15 protein-coding genes and 2 pseudogenes are annotated in these 20038 nt (G+C 74.8%); 12 read left to right on the top strand and 5 right to left on the bottom strand.

Features of this window, described 5'->3' with window-relative positions:
- Positions 1 to 1821 precede the first annotated feature (1821 nt).
- The 6 genes and pseudogenes from EAD89_RS29845 to EAD89_RS29820 all read left to right on the top strand — a co-directional run.
- A pseudogene (locus EAD89_RS29845) lies at positions 1822 to 3276 on the top strand (hypothetical protein); the annotation flags it as partial.
- Between the two features lie 23 nt (positions 3277 to 3299).
- On the top strand, positions 3300 to 4274 hold the full coding sequence (locus EAD89_RS29840; RefSeq protein ID WP_121657385.1) for an alpha/beta fold hydrolase: 975 nt from the start codon (positions 3300 to 3302) through the stop codon (positions 4272 to 4274).
- Between the two features lie 5 nt (positions 4275 to 4279).
- Positions 4280 to 5137: a DUF3152 domain-containing protein gene (locus EAD89_RS29835; RefSeq protein WP_121678012.1), complete on the top strand. Its 858-nt coding sequence runs from the start codon at positions 4280 to 4282 to the stop codon at positions 5135 to 5137.
- A 94-nt stretch (positions 5138 to 5231) separates the two neighbouring features.
- Positions 5232 to 6062, top strand: coding sequence for a DUF3152 domain-containing protein (locus EAD89_RS29830; RefSeq protein WP_121678011.1), 831 nt, complete (start codon positions 5232 to 5234; stop codon positions 6060 to 6062).
- Between the two features lie 56 nt (positions 6063 to 6118).
- Positions 6119 to 7367: pseudogene (gene moeZ, locus EAD89_RS29825) on the top strand (adenylyltransferase/sulfurtransferase MoeZ).
- A gap of 159 nt (positions 7368 to 7526) precedes the next feature.
- On the top strand, positions 7527 to 8414 hold the full coding sequence (locus tag EAD89_RS29820) for a prenyltransferase/squalene oxidase repeat-containing protein (protein WP_121678010.1): 888 nt from the start codon (positions 7527 to 7529) through the stop codon (positions 8412 to 8414).
- Between the two features lie 76 nt (positions 8415 to 8490).
- Here the strand turns inward: EAD89_RS29820 and EAD89_RS29815 are convergent, their stop codons facing one another.
- On the bottom strand, positions 8491 to 9732 hold the full coding sequence (locus tag EAD89_RS29815) for a glutamate-5-semialdehyde dehydrogenase (protein WP_121678009.1): 1242 nt from the start codon (positions 9730 to 9732) through the stop codon (positions 8491 to 8493).
- Between the two features lie 49 nt (positions 9733 to 9781).
- Entirely contained in the window at positions 9782 to 10939 is a 1158-nt protein-coding gene (proB, locus tag EAD89_RS29810) for a glutamate 5-kinase (RefSeq protein ID WP_121678008.1), read from the bottom strand.
- Between the two features lie 13 nt (positions 10940 to 10952).
- Between proB and EAD89_RS29805 the strand changes: the two genes are divergently transcribed.
- The 3 genes from EAD89_RS29805 to EAD89_RS29795 are packed head-to-tail and all read left to right on the top strand — an operon-like array spanning position 10953 to position 14260.
- Positions 10953 to 11267, top strand: a complete 315-nt coding sequence (locus tag EAD89_RS29805; RefSeq protein WP_121657392.1) for an MGMT family protein — start codon at positions 10953 to 10955, stop codon at positions 11265 to 11267.
- A gap of 32 nt (positions 11268 to 11299) precedes the next feature.
- The gene (locus EAD89_RS29800; protein WP_121678007.1) at positions 11300 to 12709 is read left to right on the top strand and encodes an MFS transporter; all 1410 of its coding nucleotides are present in this window, start codon (positions 11300 to 11302) and stop codon (positions 12707 to 12709) included.
- Positions 12710 to 12736: 27 nt separating this feature from the next.
- The gene (locus EAD89_RS29795; protein WP_121678006.1) at positions 12737 to 14260 is read left to right on the top strand and encodes an aminotransferase class V-fold PLP-dependent enzyme; all 1524 of its coding nucleotides are present in this window, start codon (positions 12737 to 12739) and stop codon (positions 14258 to 14260) included.
- Positions 14261 to 14301: 41 nt separating this feature from the next.
- On the opposite strand, the gene EAD89_RS29790 is transcribed toward EAD89_RS29795, so the two are convergent.
- Both EAD89_RS29790 and EAD89_RS29785 read right to left on the bottom strand, forming a co-directional pair.
- On the bottom strand, positions 14302 to 15525 hold the full coding sequence (locus tag EAD89_RS29790) for a hypothetical protein (protein WP_121678005.1): 1224 nt from the start codon (positions 15523 to 15525) through the stop codon (positions 14302 to 14304).
- On the bottom strand, positions 15518 to 16078 hold the full coding sequence (locus EAD89_RS29785; protein ID WP_121657396.1) for a SigE family RNA polymerase sigma factor: 561 nt from the start codon (positions 16076 to 16078) through the stop codon (positions 15518 to 15520). The genes EAD89_RS29790 and EAD89_RS29785 overlap by 8 nt, the downstream gene beginning before the upstream one ends.
- Positions 16079 to 16313: 235 nt before the next feature.
- Here EAD89_RS29785 and EAD89_RS29780 point away from each other — a divergent pair, with 235 nt between their 5' ends.
- Entirely contained in the window at positions 16314 to 16895 is a 582-nt protein-coding gene (locus tag EAD89_RS29780) for an NADH-quinone oxidoreductase subunit B (protein WP_121678004.1), read from the top strand.
- An 87-nt stretch (positions 16896 to 16982) separates the two neighbouring features.
- A complete protein-coding gene (locus EAD89_RS29775; RefSeq protein ID WP_121678003.1) occupies positions 16983 to 18299 on the top strand; it encodes a DUF2252 domain-containing protein in 1317 nt (438 codons plus the stop codon).
- A gap of 16 nt (positions 18300 to 18315) precedes the next feature.
- On the opposite strand, the gene EAD89_RS29770 is transcribed toward EAD89_RS29775, so the two are convergent.
- Positions 18316 to 19362 carry a glucose 1-dehydrogenase gene (locus EAD89_RS29770; RefSeq protein WP_121678002.1) on the bottom strand — a complete coding sequence of 349 codons (1047 nt, stop codon included), beginning with the start codon at positions 19360 to 19362 and terminating at the stop codon, positions 18316 to 18318.
- Positions 19363 to 19479: 117 nt separating this feature from the next.
- Between EAD89_RS29770 and EAD89_RS29765 the strand changes: the two genes are divergently transcribed.
- A partial coding sequence (locus EAD89_RS29765; RefSeq protein WP_147458895.1) for an NADH-quinone oxidoreductase subunit C occupies positions 19480 to 20038 on the top strand: 559 nt, incomplete at its 3' end.

Genomic DNA, 20038 nt, shown 5'->3' with positions numbered 1-20038 from the left:
TCGCCGGTCCGGGTCAACGGCCACCACGCCAACGGCGTCCGGCACGCGGGCGCCGAGACCAACGGCGTCCACCACCCCGGTGCCGAGCCGCTGGCCGGCCGCCCGGCGCCGGTGAGCGCCCCGCCCGGGTCGACCGCCGAGGACCGGCGAGACGCGACCGGCGAGCGGCTGGTGGTGCCCGCCCAACGTCCCGTGCCGCCCCCGGAGCAGGGGCCTGGTGAGCCGGACAGCGGCCCGGCCCGACACTCCACCGTCGACCCTGGCGCCGGTCCCGGCGCCCGCTGGGCCGAGCTCGGTCGGCCCACCTCGGCGCCACCCGGCGTCCAGGTGCCACCCGTCGGCACCGCCGCCTCGGGCTTCGAGGTCCCGCCCGGCTTCCACGCACCCACCGCTGAGCGGCCGGCCGCCGACGAATCGCCGGCCACCCCGCGCGCCTGGCGCGACCCGCTCGCGCCGGAGGCATCGACCGAGCCGGGACGCACCCCCGACCGAGCCACCGGGCACTCCGACGCCTCCGGGCCGGGCCGTGCCACCGACGGCCCCGGGGCCGGGGACGCGCCCCGGGCCGGGGAGTCGCCGGCCATCGAGCCGGACTGGTCCGGGCCCAGCTGGAACCGTCCGAGCTGGGGCAGCGGCTGGGCCCCGCCGTGGTCCCGACAGGAGGGCGAGCCGGCGTCCCACCCGGCCCCGGACGAGCGCGCGCCGGGTTGGGCCGCCGAGCCCAACCTGCCGTACGAGGCCGCGCGCGTCGAGCCGACCCGCCCGTACGAACCGGTACGCGCCGATCCGCCCCGGGGGTACGACGTCGCCCACGATGAGCCCGCACCCGAGCCCGCTGCGGAGCCTGGTGCGGCCGCATCGGCCCAGGGTCCCTCGTGGGCCGGCGGACGACCGGCGACGAGCCCCACCGGCACGCCGCCGGAGTCGTCCCGGGCCGAGCCGGCCGAGCGCCCCTCCTGGTCCGGCGGTCGTCCCACCCCGACCAGCGGCCCACCGGCCGACCGGCCCTCGTGGGCCAGTTCCGCGCCGACCAGCGCCCCCCGGGTCGAGCCGACCAGTGCCCCCCGGGCCGAGCGGCCCTCCTGGGCCGGTGGATCGGATCCGGCGCCGACCAGCGTTCCGCCGGCCGAGCGGCCCTCCTGGGCGGGTGGGTCGGATCCGGCGCCCACCAGCGCCCCGCCGTCGCGTCCGTCCTGGGCCGGTCCGGCGCCGACCAGCGCGCCCCCGGCCGTCCGGCCGACCTGGGCCGGTGGGTCGGATCCGACGCCGACCAGCGCCCCACCGTCGCGTCCGTCCTGGGCCGGTCCGGCGCCGACCAGCGCGCCCCCGGCCGACCGGCCGTCCTGGGCCGGTCCGCCGCCGAACGACCCACCGCCGCCGACCGCGGCCCTCCCGGCGCCGGCCGGACCACCTGCGGTGCCGGCCGACGCACCCCCGGCGCCGACCGGGCCGGCGCTCGCTCCGGAGCGACCCTCCTGGGCCGGCGGGTCGCCGGCCGCCCCGGAGAGCGCGTCGCGGACCGAGCGGGCCGACTGGTCCGAGGGACGCCTCCCCGCGGCCCCGGCCGAGCGCCCGTCCTGGCCGGCCAGTCGGTCGGCGGGCACACCCCGTGCGAGTGACGCGGGGGAGTCGACCGGCCCGCTCCGGCCCGAAACCCGATCGACCGCGCCGTTCCGGCTCCGGCCGGAGGCCCCCGAGCCACCCCACGCGGCTCCGGGGGAGACCGGCCCGGCATCGGCCGCCAGCGCGCCGACCTCACCCGGTGCCGTCCCGGGCCCCGCCACGAGCGGGTCCGGGCGCGGCGACCGGCCCTCACCAGCGCCCGCCCCGACGAGCGCACCTCCCTACGCGGCTCGCCGATCCGCCCCCGATCCTGCGTCGCCGGCCGACCCCGCCGACGGCGCCAGGCTGCCGGACCAGACGTCGGCGGTGCTGCCGCAGCGCGTCCCTGCGGAACCGGACGTGCCCGTCGTGCCGGAGCCGCCAGCCGTGGAGCCACCCGCCGAAACCCCCGAACTCGCCCGCATCGCCACCCACCTACGCCGCGACGACGAGCCCGCGCCCCTGCGGGAGCGCCCCGAGGGGTTCGACGTCAACGCCATCCTGGACGCCGTCCGGGAGGTCGCCGGCGTGCGGGACGCGGCCCTGCGCCGCACCCCGGCGGGAGCGCACAGCCTCCGCCTCGACCTGGCCGACGGCGCCGACCCGGCCGAGGTGAGCCGGCACGTGGCCCGGCTGCTTCAGGAACGGATGGGTCTGGCAGCCGCCCCGCAGAACCTGCCCGGCCAGCCGTCCACGCCGGTACCGCCGGTCCGCCGCCGCGCCGCTGAGCCCCGGTCGGCGGAGCCCCGGTCCGCTGAGCCCCGGTCTGCGGAGTCCCGGTCCGCTGAGCCCCGGTCCGCTGAGCCCCGGTCGGCTGAGCGGCGTTCCGCTGAGCCCAGGTCGGTCGAGCCCCGGTCTGCTGAGCCCCGGTCCGCTGAGCGGCGTTCCGTCGAGCCCCGGTCCGTCGAGCCCCGGTCCGTCCAGCGGCGTTCCGCGGAGTCGCGGTCCGCCCAGTCGGACGACGTCGGCGCCGAAGCGCGTACCGGAGAGGTGCGGACCACCGGATCGCCCACCGCCGGACGGTCGGGCGGTCGGAGCGAAGCCGCCCAGGCGGGCACCGAACAGCAGGTGGACACGGAGGGGGCGCGCCGCCGTCGGGCGAGCGCCCCGCACCGGGGCCGCGCCACGGTGGAGGAGCCGGGGTCGGTCTCGGCCGCGCCCACCGGTGCGGCCACGGGCAGCCCGGCGACGCTCGGCACGTCGTACTCCGGTGGTCAGGTGACCACCACGGAGTCGGCGCCGTCCCGACCGCTGGACACGGGCGGCACGCCCGGGCCGCGGGTGGTGATCGACCACGTGCAGGTCAGCACCTTCGGGCTGGACGCCAACGTTGAGGTTCGGCTGCTGGCCGGCGGCGAAAGCGCAGCCGGTCACGCCACCGGCCCGGCGGTGGACGGCTACGTCCTGCGGCTCTGCGCGGTGGCTGCGGCCGCCGCGGTGGACGAGTTGCTGCGCGGCGCGGAGAACGCCGAGCGGGGGCGCTGCTTCGTGGAGCACGCGGCGGTGGTGCCGTTCGGCAACTGCGAGGTGGCCACCGTGGTGGTGCTGCTGGTGTGCGAAGGCTGGGTCGAGCAGCTCGCCGGCTCGGCCCTGGTCGCCGGCGATCCGCGACAGGCGGTGGTCCGGGCGACGCTGGCGGCGGTGAACCGTCGGCTGGAGGCGCTGCTGTCCTGAGTGGTCCGGGGCAGACTGGAACGATGAAGCCCGCCACCCTCTGGCCGGACCATCTCCTACCCGAGGACCGGATCCCGCCGCCGTGGCCGGGGCGGGCGGTCCGCCTCGACGGTTCGGTCACGTATGTACGGGACACCCCGGCCACCGCCGCCGGCGCGGAGCCGGCGTTGTACGTGCACGGCCTGGGCGGTTCGTCGCAGAACTGGACCGACCTGGCCGGCCTGCTCGCCGATCGCCTGGACGGTCAGGCCATCGACCTGCCCGGCTTCGGCCGCAGCGAGCCGGGTCGCCGCTACACCGTGCCGGCCTTCGCCGATCTGGTCGTCCGCTGGATCGAGCACTCCGGTCGTGGGCCGGTGCATCTGTTCGGCAACTCGCTGGGCGGTGCGGTCGTGGTCCAGGTGGCCGGGCTTCGGCCCGACCTGGTCCGCACCCTCACCCTGATCTCTCCGGCGCTGCCGTTCCTGGACTTCCGTCGCTCGTTGCAGGGGCGCCTGCTGCCGGTGCTGGCCATTCCCGGGGGTGAACGGTTGGTCGCCTGGCGGCTCACCCAGCTCGCCCCCGAGGTGATGGCCCAGCAGGTGTTGGAGGCGTGCGTCGCCGACCTCAGCCGGATCTGCGCGCAGCGCCGGGCCGAGGCGTTGGAGGAGATCCGGGTGCGCTACGAGGCGGAGCACTACGCCGCCGCGTACGTCCGGACGTTCCGCGGGCTGGTCTCCAGCTTCCTGCGGGCGTACCTGCCGGGGCCGGGCTCGCTGTGGCGGCTCGCCCGGGCGGTGCGCGCGCCGACGCTGGTGGTGGGTGGTCGGCAGGACCGGCTGGTCGACGTGCGGGTCGCCCCGCAGACCGCTCGGGTCATCCCGGACAGCCGGCTGCTGATGCTCGACGGCGTCGGCCACGTGGCGCAGTTGGAGGTGCCTCGGCTGGTCGCCCGGGCGGTGGTCGGCCTACTCGCCGAAACGGAGGAGACCGCCAGGCGGCCTGATCTGGCAGGCTGAGCCGGATGCGCACGCCCTCCCGCCCTGGTCGCCGTCAGCGACGACTCGCAGTGCTCGCCCAGTTGGTGGCGGTCGTGCTGGCCGTCGGTGCGGTGGTGACCGTGATCGCCGAGGGGCCGGGCGGGCATCCGGGCGCCGACCGGCTGGCTGCGGACGAGATCACCGGGCCGCCGCCGCTGGTGGCCGCGCCGTTGCCTCCGTCGGCCGACCCGTCGCCGTCCGTGTCGCCGGTCGCCCCGTCGAGCGCACCCCCGGTGCTGAAGTTGTCCGGGGCGGTGCCGACCGCCGGCACCGGCCGGTTCGGCTACGACGACCGCACCGGCCCGGTGCTGGGCCGCGCGGGTGAGCTGCGGCAGTACCGGGTGGCGGTCGAGTCGGGCAGTGGGGAGGATCCGGTCGCGTTCGGGCAGGCGGTCCAGACGGCACTCGCCGGACCGGGCAGTTGGGTAGACAGCGGCCGGCTGAGGATGCAGCAGGTGCCCGGCGGCGCGGCCCGGGACTTCACCGTCTACCTGGCGACCGCCCGCACGGCGGGCCGGATGTGCGCCGACGGTGGAGTGGACATCCGGATCGGCGGCCGGCCGTACACCTCCTGCCGGGCGCCCGGGAAAGTGATCATCAACCTGGATCGGTGGCGGCTGTCCGTGCCGCACTTCGTCGCGGCCCGCGTGCCGCTGGCGGTCTACCGGACGTACGTGGTCAACCACGAGGTGGGCCACCAGTTGGGGCACCGGCACGAGCGCTGCCCGGGCGCCGGCCGGCCGGCGCCGGTGATGATGCAGCAGACCCTTTTCCTCGACGGCTGTCGGGCCAATCCGTGGCCGTACGTCGAGGGGCGTCGCTACGCCGGCCCCGCGCTCTGACGGCTGGCACAGCGACGCGCCGTCCCATCAGGCGTCTTGCGTTAATAGCGGCAAAAGCGGAGAAATGCCCGTTTAATCTGGCAGGCTTGATGTCATGACGCCGTCGTCCCCTTACGGCCCGCCCCGGCCGCCCGGTCCGTCCGGCCGGTCGGCGAACCGGGCCGGGGACGGGCGGCCGGCGCTGCTCCGGATGCGCCGACGGCGTCGTCGCAGCGTGCTGCTCGGCGTGCTCCTGCTCGCCGTTGCCGCCGCAGTGACGGTGACCCGGGGCGGCGAACCGCCGGCCGAGGCGCCAGCGGTCACCCACGGCCGGATGGGTCATGGCGGCGGGGGCGCGCACCCGGCACCCAGCAGCTACCCGTCGGTCGGCGCAGGACGCTTCACCGCGGCCGACGGCGAGACCGCCGTGCACGGCGAGGACGGGCCGCTGCGCCGTTACCGGGTCGCCGTCGAACGCGGCGCCGGCCAGGACGCCGACGCCTTCGCCGCAACGGTGGACGAGGTGCTGGCCGACCCGCGCAGCTGGATCGCCTCCGGCGAGCTGCGGGTACAGCGGGTGGCCGATGCCGGCGCCGCCGACTTCACCATCTATCTGGCCACCCCGGTCACGTCGGAGCAGATGTGCGCCGAGGGTGGGCTGACCACCGAGCGCTACACCTCCTGCCGGCTCCCCGGGCAGGTCATCATCAACCTGGCCCGTTGGCAGGAGGCGGTGCCCGACTACGGTGCCCCGCTGGAGACGTACCGGAAGTACGTGATCAACCACGAGGTCGGCCACGAGTTCGGCGAGGAGCACGAGGCCTGCCCGGGCCCGGGCGAGCCGGCGCCGGTGATGCAGCAGCAGACGTACGGCCTGGAGGGCTGCGTCGCCAACGCCTGGCCCTACCTCGACGGTCGTCGCTACGCGGGGGACATCGTCCCCTGATCGACCCGGTCGTCGGTTATTCCCTCTCCCGCATCGCGGGCCACGTGTCCTCCCTCATGGCCGAGCAGGGGGCCGGCGAGCAACAATGGCGCGGTTCACACCGCCGATCCCGGGGAGTCCACCGTGTCGTTGCCCCCGCTCGTCGAACCCGCCGCCGAGCTGACCGTTGACGAGATCCGCCGCTACTCCCGCCACCTGATCATTCCCGACGTCGGGGTGACCGGGCAGAAGCGGTTGAAGAACGCCCGGGTGCTCTGTGTCGGCGCCGGTGGCCTCGGCTCGCCGGCCCTGCTGTACCTCGCCGCGGCCGGGGTCGGCACGCTCGGCATCATCGACTTCGACACCGTCGACGAGTCCAACCTCCAGCGTCAGGTCATCCACGGCGTGTCGGACGTCGGCCGGTCCAAGGCCGAGTCCGCCGCCGCGTCGATCCGCGAGATCAACCCGCTGGTCAACGTCGAGATCCACAACACCGCGCTGGACCGGGACAACGTCCGCGAGATCTTCGCCCAGTACGACCTGATCGTCGACGGCACCGACAACTTCGCCACCCGGTACATGGTCAACGACGCCGCGGTGCTGCTGGGAAAGCCGTACGTCTGGGGCTCGATCTACCGCTTCGACGGTCAGGCGTCGGTGTTCTGGGCCGAGCACGGCCCCTGCTACCGGTGCCTCTACCCGGAGCCGCCGCCGCCCGGCATGGTGCCGTCCTGCGCCGAGGGTGGCGTGCTCGGCGTCCTCTGCGCGTCGATTGGCTCGATCCAGGTCAACGAGGCGATCAAGCTGCTCACCGGCATCGGCGAGCCGCTCGTCGGCCGGCTGATGGTCTACGACGCCCTGGAGATGGAATACCGCAAGATCAAGGTTCGCAAGGACCCGAACTGCGCGCTCTGCGGCGAGAACCCGACGGTGACCGACCTGCTGGAGGACTACGAGGACTTCTGCGGCGCGGTCTCCCAGGAGGCCGAGGAGGCGGTGGTCGACTCGACCATCACCGCGCTGGAGCTCAAGGAGTGGCAGGACGCCGGCAAGGACATCTTCCTGGTCGACGTCCGGGAGCCGGCCGAGTACGAGATCGTCCGGATCCCCGGCGCCACCCTGATCCCCAAGGGCGACATCATCTCCGGTGAGGCGCTGGCCCAGCTGCCGCAGGACCGGCAGATCGTGCTGCACTGCAAGTCCGGCGTCCGCTCGGCGGAGGCGCTCGCCGCGCTCAAGGCGGCCGGGTTCCGCGACGCCGTGCACGTGCAGGGCGGCGTGCTCTCCTGGATCAAGCAGATCGACCCGGCGCTGCCCGCGTACTGACCGGCCGGAGCCGGGGCGGCCGACACCGCTGCCCCGGCTCCCGCACGGCGCAGGCCGGCCCGCACGGCGCTTCCCGGCCCCGCGACCCGGTACGCGCCGGCGAATCGACGCAGGCGACTCCAAGCGGCCCTGAGCCCGCAGCGACGCAGCCATTCCCGGCTGGCCGATTCCCCGAGGCGGTATCGCGTCTGCGCAGGTAGCGTCTCCGCCGTGGTCGACTTGGATGCCGCGATCGGGTTCGTCGTGGCGCACGGGGACGCGGTGGAGCGTGCCCGCCTCTCCTGGCTTCGCAACGGCACGCCGGTGCCCGCAGAGCTGCTGGAGACGGCCGAGGTCGGCCAGTCACCCGACGGCGGTTGGCCGGCGACCTGGGGCGGCGAGATCGCCTCGATCGACGCCACCTGCTTCCGGCTCGCCGAGCTGGACGACCTGGGCGCGCTCGGTCGTCCCGCCGCCCGCCGGGCACTGGACTGGTTGGCCTCCCGGCAGCAGGCCGACGGCGGCTGGGACGAGGACCCGGCGCTGGCCGGCTCGGCTCCGGAGTGGGCCCGCCCCGGCGACCCGGAGGCAGGGCTGTTCCTCACCGCCAACGCCGGCTTCTGGCTCACCGTCGCCGGCCTGGACGCCCGTGCCGCGGGTCCGCTCGATCACCGGGTCGGAGGGGCGTACGCGGGGGTGGTGCAGGCGGCCGCCCACTCGGTCGCCGCGCGGCTGCGTCCGGACGGCAGCTGGCCGTCCTTTCTCGCCGCGGGCTGGCTGAGCGCGGCGGTGCTGCACCGGCAGGACATGTTCCAGGAGTCGGCGCGGATCCAGGTGGTGCTCGCCGAGCGGATGCCCAAGATGTCCCCGGGGGACGTGGCCTGGCTGGCGGCCACGCTGCGCCGGGTCGGCATCGACGCGCAGGACTGGATCATGGTGCGGGCCCTGCGCCGACTGACCGAGACGCAGCGCAGTGACGGCGGCTGGGAGAGCGACGACGGGCACCAGTTCGACGTGCACTCCACACTGTCCGCCATCCGCGCGTGCAGGCCGGCGGCGTTGAGCTGAGCCGCGGCGGCCGGCGGTGTTGAGCTGAGCCGCGGCAGCCGACGGCGTTGAGCTGAGCCGCGCCGGCCCAGCACGGCTAGCGCAGGTGCCCGGCCCCGGTGACCACGTACTTGGTGCTGGTCAGCTCGGGCAGGCCCATCGGGCCCCGGGCGTGCAGCTTCTGCGTCGAGATGCCGATCTCCGCGCCGAAACCGAACTCGCCCCCGTCCGTGAAGCGGGTCGAGGCGTTCACCATCACCGCCGCCGCGTCCACCCGGGCGGCGAACTCCCGGGCGGCGCTCGCCGAGTCGGTGAGAATCGCCTCGGTGTGCCCGGTGCCGTATCGCCGGATGTGCGCGACCGCCGCGTCGAGCGAGTCGACGACCGCGACGGAGATGTCCGCCGAGAGGTATTCGGTGGCGTGGTCCTCCTCGGTGGCCGGGACGACGTCGGCGGAATATCCGGCCACGTCGGGCGAGCCGTGCACGGTTACCCCGGCCTCGGCGAACGCGGCCAGCATCGGCGGCAGGAACGCGTCGGCGACGTCGGCGTGCACCAGCAGCGACTCGGCGGTGTTGCAGGTGGAGAGGCGCTGCGTCTTGGCGTTCAGCGTCACCGCCACGGCCTGCGCCACGTCCGCGGCGGCGTCCACGTAGACGTGGCAGTTGCCCACTCCGGTCTCGATGACCGGCACGGTCGACTCCTCGACCACGGTGCGGATCAGCGACGCGCCGCCGCGCGGGATGAGCACGTCGACCAGCCCTCGGGCACGCATCAGCTCCTTGACCGACTCGCGGGAGCTGGCGTCGAGCAGCTGCACCGCGTCGGCCGGCAGACCGGCACCGGCGACCGCGTCGCGCAGCACCGCGACGAGCGCGGAGTTCGAGTGCGCGGCCGACGACGAGCCGCGCAGCAGGGCCGCGTTGCCGGACTTCAGGCAGATCCCGGCCGCGTCCACGGTCACGTTGGGGCGGGCCTCGTAGATGATGCCGACCACCCCGAACGGCACCCGGATCTGGCGCAGCTCCAGGCCGTTGGGCAGGGTCGAGCCGCGGACCACCTCGCCGACCGGGTCGGGCAGCGCGGCCATCTGGCGCAGCGCGTCGGCGATGCCGGCCACCCGGCCCGCGTCGAGGGCGAGCCGGTCCAGCACGGCCGCGCTCAGTCCGGCCTCCCGGCCGGCCGCCAGGTCCGTCGCGTTCGCGGTCAGGATCTCCGGGGTACGCGTCACCAGCGCGTCGGCCATCGCGGCCAGCGCGGCGTCCTTGGCGGTACGCGTCGCCACGGCCAGCGTCTCGGCCGCCGCCCGTGCCCGTCGGGCCTGCTCGGTCACGCTCATCGGTCACTCCTCGCGTCTGAAGGGCGCCCGGTGCGGCGCCCCGGCGTTCCTACAGCAGAACGAGGTCGTCGCGGTGGACGACTTCCCGCTCGTACGCCGGGCCGAGCGCCGCGGCGAGTTCGGAGGTGGAGCGCCCGAGCAGCCCGGGCAGCTCCACGGCGTCGTAGTTGACCAGCCCGCGCGCGACCGGCGCGCCGGCGGTGTCCACCAGGTCGACCGGGTCGCCGGCGGTGAACGTGCCGTCGACGGCGGTGATGCCGGCCGGCAGCAGCGACTTGCGCCGCCCGACGACGGCGGCCACCGCGCCCGGGTCGAGGTGCAGCCGCCCGCGTGGCGAGGTGGCGTGCGCCAGCCAGAACAGTCGGGCCGCCGGGCGCTGCCGCTGCGGGTGGAACAGCGTGCCGACCGGCTCGCCGGCCAGCGCCGGGGCGGCCAGGTCGGCGGCGGTGAGCACCACCGGGATGCCGAAGCCGGTGGCGATCCGGGCGGCCTCGACCTTGGTCACCATGCCGCCGGTGCCGACCCCGGACCGCCCGGCCCCGCCGATGGTGATCCCGGCGAGGTCCTTCTCGTCGCGGACCTCGGTGATCCGGGTGGCGTGCGGTCGGGTCGGATCGCCGGTCCAGAGCGCGTCCACGTCGGAGAGGAGCACGAGCAGGTCGGCGTGCACGAGCGCGGCCACCAGTGCGGCCAGCCGGTCGTTGTCGCCGAACCGGATCTCCTCGGTGGCCACCGTGTCGTTCTCGTTGACGATCGGCACCGCGTGCAGGTCGAGCAGCTTGCGCAGGGTGCGGTACGCGTTGCGGTAGTGCGCCCGCCGGGTCACGTCGTCGACCGTGAGCAGCACCTGCCCGACGGTCAGCCCGTGTCGGGCGAAGGCCGCCGCGTACCGGCCGATCAGCAGGCCCTGCCCGACGCTGGCGGCGGCCTGCTGGGTGGCCAGGTCGCGCGGGCGTCGGGTCAGCCCGAGCGGGGCGAGGCCGGCGGCGATCGCGCCCGAGGAGACGAGCACGACCTCGCGCCCCTCGGTGGCGAGCCGGCCGAGGGTGTTGACGAGCGCGTCGACCCGCTCGTCGGCCAGCCCGCCGGTGGCGGTGGTCAACGAGGAGGATCCGATCTTGACGACGACCCGTCGGGCTGCCGTGACTGCGTCGCGCACCCGCCCATTCTGCGTGGTCGGTGCGGCGTGGCCCGGTTGCGTTCCCATATCGTGGCCGACTGTGACACCTGACGAGTACGTCGAGGCGGTCCTCGATCTGGTCGAGCGGATCCCGGAGGGCCGGGTCATGTCGTACGGCGGCGTGGCCGACGCCCTGGCCGAGCGTTCCGGCCGCGCCTCGGCCCGGCTGGTCGGCAACATCATGGCCCGCCACGGTGGCTCCGTGCCCTGGCACCGGGTGGTCAGCTCCGCCGGGCGGCTGCCGCCGGGGCACGAGCGGGAGGCGCGGGCCCGGCTGCGCGCCGAGGGGGTGCCGCTGCGCGGTGAGGGGGTGGACATCCGGGTGGCGGGCTGGTCACCGGAGGAGGGGATGTGACCCGCGCCATAACATGAGTAACATTCGGCCCCATGACCCCGCCGCCGGGTGACGCCGGCTCACCAGCCGCCGGCCCGCTGCCCCGGCCGGTGCACGCCGGATACGCGCTCGGCTCCCTGGCCACCGGCGCGTTCGGCACGGTGCCCGGGCTGCTCCTGCTGCCGTACCTGACCGACACGCTCGGGGTGGCCGCCGGGGTGGCCGCCCTGCTGGTGCTGCTGCCCAAGGCATGGGACGTGCTGGTCAACCCGGTCGCCGGGCGGATCTCCGACCGCACCCGGTCACGCTGGGGCGCCCGCCGGCCGTACCTGCTCATCGCCGGCCTCGCGCTCGCCGTGCTCTTCGCGGCCATCTTCGCCGCGCCGTTCGACCGTGGCCCGGCCGCCGCGGCGTACGTCGCGTTCGCCTTCCTGGCCACCGCCACCGCGTTCGCCTTCTTCCAGGTGCCGTACGTGGCGATGCCGGCCGAGCTGACCGACGACTACACCGAACGCACCCGGTTGATGACCTGGCGGATCGCCGTGCTGGCGCTGGCCATCCTGGTCTCCGGCGCGGTCGCCCCGCTGGTCGTGACGGCCGGCGGCGACGGTGTGCCCGGGCACCGGTGGATGGGGCTGTTCGTGGCGGTGCTGATCGCCCTCGGCGCCGTCGGCGCGTTCCTCGGCACCCGGTCCGCGCCGACCGGAACGGTGGGCGGCAGTGAACCGTCACTGCGCGCCCAGCTCGCCGTCGCCGGCGACAACCGGCCGTTCCGCGCGCTGCTGATCTGCTTCGTGGTGCAGTCCGCCGGGGTGGCCACCATCCTGGCCGGGGTCAACTACTTCGCCGGGCAGATCCTGCGCGACGAGCAGAGCGGGCCGACGCTGCTCTTCGTGTGCTTCGTCGGCCCGGCGCTGCTGGTGATGCCGATCTGGTCCCGGGTCGGCGCCCGGGTGGGCAAGCGGGCCGCCCTGGTCGCCGCCGCGCTGATCCTCGCCGCCGGGGCGCTCGCCCTGGTCGCCGCGCCGGTGCTGCCGCCGGTCGCGGTCTACCTGCTGGTCGCGGTGATCGGCGTCGGGTACGCCGGGCAGCAGGTGTTCGCGCTGGCCATGTTGCCGGACTGCATCGCGTACGACACGGCGCGCACCGGCCGACGGCAGGCGGGCGTGTTCACCGGCCTCTGGACCGCCGGGGAGACCTTCGGCCTGGCCCTCGGCCCGGGCATCTACGGTCTGGTGCTCCAGCTGTCCGGCTACGTCTCCTCCGACACCGGCACCGCCGCCGCGCAGTCCGACCTGGCCCGTCTCGGCGTCCTGCTCGGCTTCACGGTCCTGCCCGCCCTCCTGGTAGGCCCCCCGGTCCTCCTCCTCCGCCGTTACACCCTCACCCCGGCCGTCCTCGCCGCGGCAACGCACCATCACCGCGCCGATCAAGGAGTCGTGGTGGGGGACGAAAGCCGCTGACCATCACAAGAAGGGCACCACGAGTCCATGATCGACGAGAACAGGGTGGGGGCCGGGGCGCTCTCGGCCGACGGGGTGGCCGCGGAGGACGTTCTTGCCGAGGTCCGTGCGCTGCGGGCGGGTGATCGGCCCACGCACGGGGGGCGGTTGTTCGCGTACGTGTACGACCCGGCGGTCGCGGGGCTGGACGAGCTGGCGGCCGCCGCGCACCGCGAGAGCGCGCACGTCAACGGGCTGGACCCGACCGCGTTCCCGTCCCTACTGGCCATGGAGAACGCGCTGGTCGCCGCGGCCGGCCGGGTGCTCGGCGGCGGGCCGGGCACGGCCGCCCCGGATGTCGTCGGCAGTGTCACGAGCGGCGGCACCGAGTCGCTGATCCTCGCGGTCAAGGCGGCCCGGGACGCCTACCCGGACCAGGCCGCACCGCGGATCGTGGTGCCGGCGAGCGCGCACGCGGCGTTCGCCAAGGCGGCGCACTACCTGCGGGTGACGCTCGACGTGGTGCCGGTCTCCCGGGACACGCTGCGCCCCGACCCGGCCGCGATGGCCGCCGCGATCCGCCCGGAGACGGTGCTGGTGGCGTGCTCCGCGCCGTCGTACGCGCACGGGGTGGTGGACCCGGTCGTGGAGATCGCCGCTGCGGCCGCCCGCGCCGGGGTGCGCTGCCACGTGGACGCCTGCTTCGGCGGCTGGACGCTGCCGTACCTGCGCCGCCTCGGTGAGCCGGTGCCGCCGTTCGACTTCGCGGTACCCGGGGTCACCTCCATCTCGGTGGACCTGCACAAGTACGCGTACGCGCCGAAGGGGGTGTCGGTGCTGCTGCACCGGGACGCCGCGCTGCGCGCCCCGCAGTACTTCGCGTACGCGGACTGGCCCGGCTACACGATGATCAACCCGGTGATCGCGTCCACCCGCTCGGGCGGGCCGATCGCCGCCGCGTACGCGACCCTGCGGCACCTCGGCGACGCCGGCTACCTCGCGCTGGCCGAGCGCACCCGGGACGCGGTCGCCGGACTGGCCGCCGCCGTGCGCGGGGTCGACGGGCTGCGGCTGATGGCCGAGCCGGAGTCCACCGTGGTCTGCTTCACCGCCACCGAGGGCGGCCCGGACCTGTTCGTCCTGGTCGACGAGCTGACCGCCCGGGGTTGGCACACCCAGCCCCAGCTGTCGTACGCCGGCCTGCCGGCCAGCGTGCACCTCACGGTGACGGCCGCGGTCGCGCCCCGGGTCGCCGAGTTCGGGCCGGATCTGGCCGACGCGGTGGCTGCGGCCCGGGCGGCCGGCCCGGTCCGGCTGCCCGCGGAGCTGGCCGCCCTGGCCGGCGCCCTCACCCCGGACGCGTTGACCCCGGAGCTGGTGGCGGGCCTGGCCGCCGGACTGGGCCTGGGCGCCGAACCCGCCGTCGCTTCGAGCCCGGATGGCGGGTCGGCCGCCGCGCCGCTGCCGGAGCGGATGGCGCTGGTGAACACGCTGCTCGACGCCGCCCCGCCGGCGCTGCGGGAGCGACTGTTGGTGGAGTTCGTCGGCCTGCTGCAACGTCCAACCTGGTGACCGGTGGGGGTGGCCGGCCTCGCCGTCACCCCCACCGACGCTCACCGGTAGGCGATGGTGTCCTCGTTGTTCGCCATGACGGGGTCGATCATGTAGTGCCCGCCGGGTCCCTCCGCCGCGCCCCGCACCGTCGCCGTGCCCGCCGCCAGCTCGGTGTCCGGGGGCAGCCGCATACCGAGCTGAACCGTCAGCTCCCCGTTCGGCTCGATCGGGCCCAGCCGGCACGTCAGCGGTGGCCGGTACTTCCCGGCGTCCGGCCCGCAGTCGGCCCAGGCGGGACCGTCCGGCGCCAGGGACGCCGGTAGGTCCAGCGTGAGGGAGACCCGGTCGGCGTGCCGGTCCCCGAGGTTGCGGATCCGCACCTCGACCGCGCCGACCCGCGAGCCGTCGGTGGGGTCGTCGGCCAGGATGAGGTCCTTCGCGGTCACCGCCAGGTCCGTGGAGTACGGGTTGGGACCGAACGACGTCGGTCCCTCGACCTGTGCGAACCGCTCGCCCGTCCAGCGGTACCCGCGCCACTGCCGCTGCGACCATTCGCCCGGCCAGCCCCCGCCCGGGTGCAGGTCGGCCACCTCCACCCGGACGGTGCCGTCGGAGCGCCCGTCCAACGCGGTCAACCACTGCGGCTTGTCGCGGCTGGTGGCCACCACCCGGCCGATCGTGACGATCCTGCCCGCCTCGTCCCGGTCGAACGCGACGACCTGCTGCGGTCCACCGCTGCCGAACGAGCACAGCAGCATGGCCACGGTCTCCGTCGCACCGTCGCCGTCGACGTCGGCGTACTCGACCGCCTCGATGGCGTTCGTCCCCTCCTTGGCGGTGCTCGGGTCGCCGGCCAGGCGGACCTCGCTCACCGGGCAGTCGGGTTGCCCCGATCGCCAGGCCGGCAGGTCCACCCGTGCGGCGAGCAGTTGAGCGCGACTGAGCCGCCCGTCCGGGGCCGTGGGCCGGGTCGGGGTGGCACTGGTCGCCGAGGGCGCGCCGGTGGGGCTCGGCGAGCTGCTGGGCGTGGGACTCGCGGTGACGCTGGGGGTGGGATCCACCGGCTCGGGAGGCGGACCGGAGCGGTCCAGGGCCGCGTACCCGACGGCCGGGCCGCCCAGCAGCGCCACCGCCGCCGCCGCGGCCGTGGCGAGGTGGCGACGCCGTCGCCGGCGTACGGTCCGCCGGACCGCCGCCGGCCCCGGCACCTCGATCTCGGCCAGCATCGTGCCGCGGTACCGGCTGAACTCCTCGGCGAGGTCGACGCTCTCCAGCTCAGACATTTTCCACCCCCTCGGTGGTGTCACGCAGATACCCGGCCAGCGTCGTCCGGCTCCGGTGCAGCCAGGACTTGACCGTGCCCTCGGCGACCCGCTCCTGTGCCGCGATCTCGGCCACCGTCAGGTCCGCGAGATAGTGCAGCACCACGGCCCGGCGCTGCCGGGGCGGCAGCTTCGCCAGCGCCGCGTCGACCGCCACCCGGTCCGGCGTGGGCCCGGCGACGTGTGTCTCCCGCTGTCGCAGCAGGTAGGCCTGCGCGGTGCGCAGCCGTCGCCACCGGTTGTGGCCGAGGTTCCAGGCGACCCTGCGCACCCAGGCCAGCGGGTCGTCGTAGGCGGCCACCCGGTCCCACCGCGCGAACGCCTTGCAGAAGGCCTCCTGGACCAGGTCCTGCGCCTGGCCGCGGTCCCCGGTGTAGGCGGCGAGCTGAACCACCAGGCCGCGATAGTGCGCGTGGTAGAAGTCGTCGAAACTCAGCGCGGCCCGCTCGGGCTCGGCGTCGTGCAGTTGGTCCGGCGGCGGCTCACCCGCCCGAACGTCTCTCGTCACACTCACTCGCTCTCCCCCGTGGCGGACGCGGCATCGGGCACCCCCCGACAGAGGTGACACACCGCGACGCCGGGGAAGGTTGCGACCGCCGGAAAGCTGACTGTGCCACGGCTCGCATAGATCTTGGCGGATCAAGGCGGGTGCGGATGCCCGTTGCGAGGCCCGGCCCGGGCCAGCGGCCACCGGGGCGGCGTCGGTCGCTGTGGTTGACTGTCCGGTGGGGGACAGGAAGGGGACGCTCGTGCAGCTGCCGGCAGTGCTCGGCGAGCCGATCCGGTTCGTGCTGAACTGGGGCCGCCGCTACTCGCTCTGGGTCTTCAACTTCGGCCTGGCCTGCTGCGCGATCGAGTTCATCGCCACCAGCATGGGTCGGCACGACTTCATCCGGCTCGGCGTGATCCCGTTCGCCCACGGCCCCCGGCAGGCCGATCTGATGGTGGTCTCCGGCACGGTGACCGACAAGATGGCCCCGGCGATCAAGCGGCTCTACGACCAGATGCCGGAGCCGAAGTACGTCATCTCCTTCGGCGCGTGCTCCAACTGCGGCGGCCCCTACTGGGACTCGTACTCGGTGACCAAGGGCGTCGACCAGCTCATCCCGGTCGACGTCTACGTGCCCGGCTGCCCGCCCCGGCCGGAGGCGCTGCTGCACGGCATCCTGCGCCTTCAGGAGAAGATCGCCGCCGAGCAGTCCGGCCCCGGTGGGGTCTCCCGGCCGGATCTGCTCGCCGCGCCGGTGGACGCCGGGCCCCGCGACGGCGTCGCCCCGCGCTCCGTCGACTCGCTCACCGCCCCGCCGGTACGCCCACCCGCCGCCGGCTGACGCGACACCCGGATCGTCCCGTCGGCCCCGACGGACCATTCGGTCGTCCGACGCCCCGGGTGGTCCGGGCGAGCTAGCCTGCGCACCATGAGCAGCTCCGTTGACCAGCGGTCAGCCCACATCGTCGACGTGCTGACCGAGGAGTTCGGCGCGTCCATGGCGATCGACCCGGCCGCCTTCCGCCGCAAGTTCCGCAAGATGGCCGCCTCACCGTTCGCCTTCTACCGGGGCAGCGCCGCCCTGTTCTACGCGGACCAGCTCGGCGACTTCACCGACGACCGGTTCCTGGACGAGCGGACCGGCCGGGTGTGGATCCACGGCGACCTGCACGCCGAGAACTTCGGCACGTACATGAACGCGTCCGGGCAGCTGGTGTTCAACGTCAACGACTTCGACGAGGCGTACGTCGGGCCGTTCACCTGGGACCTGCGGCGCTTCGCGGCCAGCGTGGCCCTGCTCGGCTACAGCAAGGCGCTCTCCGACACGGTGATCGGCGAGCTGGTGGCCGGCTTCGCCCGGTCGTACCTGACCGAGCTGCGGGCGATCGCCGCCGGCGGGGACGACGCCATCGGCTCGATCACCCTGGACAACGCCGACGGGGTGCTGCGTCGCGTCCTCCAGCAGGCTCGGCTCAACACCCGGGTCGACCTGCTGGCCGAGCAGACCACCGTCGACAACTACGAGCGGCGCTTCTCCCTCGGGGACGGCGTCTTCGAGGTCGACGGGGACACCCGCGACAAGGTTCTCGCCGCCTTCGAGGAGTACCTGGGCACGCTGCCCGCCGCCTCGGCCCGGCTGCGCCCGGTGGCAGCGAGGATCAAGGACGTGGTGCTGCGCAAGGGGGTGGGCATCGGCTCGGCCGGGCTGCCGTCGTACAACCTGCTGCTGGAGGGCCACACCCAGGCGTTGGAGAACGACGTCGTCATCTACATGAAGCAGGCGCAGGTGCCGGCGGTGGCCCGGTACGTCTCCGACGAGTCGGTCCGCGGCTACTTCCAGCACCAGGGGCACCGGACCGCCGAGTCGCAGCGGGCGTTGCAGGCGCACGCGGACCCGTGGCTCGGCTTCACCGAGCTGGGCGGGGCCGGTCAGCTGGTCGCCGAGGTCTCCCCGTACGCCGCCGACCTGGACTGGTCGGACGTCAACGAGCCGGAGGAGCTGACCGGGGTGCTCGCCGACCTGGGCCGGGCGGTGGCGCGGATGCACTCGGTCGCCGACGACGAGTCCAGCCACGACCTGGTGGACTACTCCACCGAGGAGGCGATCGTGGCCGTGGTGGAGACCGACGAGCCGGGCTTTGTCACCCACCTGGTGGAGTTCGCCCACGCGTACGGGGTGCGCGCCCGGCAGGACCACCAGCTCTTCGTGGACCTGTTCCGCAACGGCCGGCTGCCCGGCATCTGAGCGGTCGGCCCGCCGCTCAGGAGCCGAACTCCAGCACCACCTTGATGTCGCCCTGCTCGGGGGCGTACGCCTCGGCGTACCGCTCGACCGGCAGGCGCCGGGTGAGCAGCGACTCCAGCCAGGACTGGTCGGCGCGACTGAGCGCCTGGGCGGCCATGTTCCAGTGCCGCCGGTTGGCGTTCACCGAGCCGAAGACCACGTTGTTCTCCAGCACCAGCGCCCGGTTGAGCGCGCCGGCGTCGAAGTCGATGCTCCGGCCGCCGCTGGACACCCCGGCCAGGCACACGATCCCGGTCGGGGCCGCCTTGCACATCACGTCGATGACCACCGTCGGTGCGCCGGTGCACTCGACCACCACGTCCGGATCGAAGGGCAGGTCGTTGACCGGCACCGTGTGGTACGAGGCGCCGAGCGCGGCGACCAGGTCCGGCTTCGGCCCCGAGGTCGCCCGGTCCAGCACGTGCACGGTGAGCCCGCGCTGGGTGGCGAGCAGCGCGGCCAGGAGCCCGATCGGCCCCGCCCCGGTCACCAGGACGGTCTGCGGCTGCCACTCGGCCCGGTGCCCGATCCGCTCGATGTGGTCCCACGCCTTGGCCACCACGCTGGTCGGCTCGAGCAGCATGCCGACCCGGCCCAGCGCCGGGTCGAGCTTGACCGCGAACTGGGGCTCGATCCGCCACCGATCGCGGGCGAACCCGGACAGCGCCTTGATGCCGTGCTCGGTGTACTGCCCGTTGCGGCACATGTCCCACTCGCCGACGGCGCAGTTGGGGCAGGGCACCGGGTCGGGGTGCCGGACGATCCCGGCCACCAGGTCGCCGGGTTGCAGGGTGCCGGTCGGGTCTTCCAGCACCCGGCCCAGCGACTCGTGACCGATGATCAGGCGGTCCTCGGCGGGCGGCGCCTCGCCGTACTCGCCAGCGATGATCTCGTGGTCGGTGCCGCAGATTCCCACCGCCAGCGCCTCGACCAGGATGGCACCCTCCTCGGGCGCCGGCTCGGGCTGATCCTCGACGAGGCTCAGCGAGTTGGCGACTCCGGGTTTCACAGTCACAGCGCGCACGCCCTCATCTTTCCCCGCCCGGCACCGGGCCGCCCCGCAAAGCCGGCAGATCGTCGGCGCCGGGACTCCCACCTCGGCGCGAACGGGGACTTCCACACAGGCCCTAGGATCAGCGGCATGACTCCCGAAGAGGTCGGCGCTCGGCTGGTCGCGCTGCTCGCGCCGGTCGAGGCGACCCCGTCGGTCTCCGGCGGCCAGCGGTACGCCCGGGCCACCGTCGACGTGCCGACGGCGAGCTGGCGGGACGCGCTCCGCGCCGCCCGCGACGACGCCGAGCTGGCCTGCGACTTCTTCGACTGGCTCTCCGCCGTGGACGAGCTGGCCGAGGGCTTTGACGTGGTGGCGCACCTCTGGTCGACGCGGCTGCGGCACGGTGTGCTGCTGCGTACCCGGGTGCCCCGCGGCGCGGCCACGGTGGCGTCGGTGGTCGACGTCTACCCGGGTGCCGCCTGGCACGAGCGGGAGACGTACGAGATGTTCGGCATCGGCTTCGAGGGGCACGGGGAGCTGCGTCCGCTGCTGCTGCCGCCGGAGTTCGAGGGCCATCCGCTGCGCAAGGAGTTCGTGCTCGCCTCCCGGGTGGCCAAGCCGTGGCCGGGCGCGAAGGAACCGGGCGAGTCGGAGGCGGGCGGTGGCCGCCGGCCGATCCGCCCGCCGGGCGTGCCCGCCCCGGGCG

Origin of the sequence: Micromonospora sp. BL4 (assembly GCF_003667505.1) — a bacterium.
Lineage (GTDB): Bacteria > Actinomycetota > Actinomycetes > Mycobacteriales > Micromonosporaceae > Micromonospora.
The sequence above is the reverse complement of the archived record's forward strand: the minus strand, read 5'-3'. Positions and strand labels throughout refer to the sequence as shown.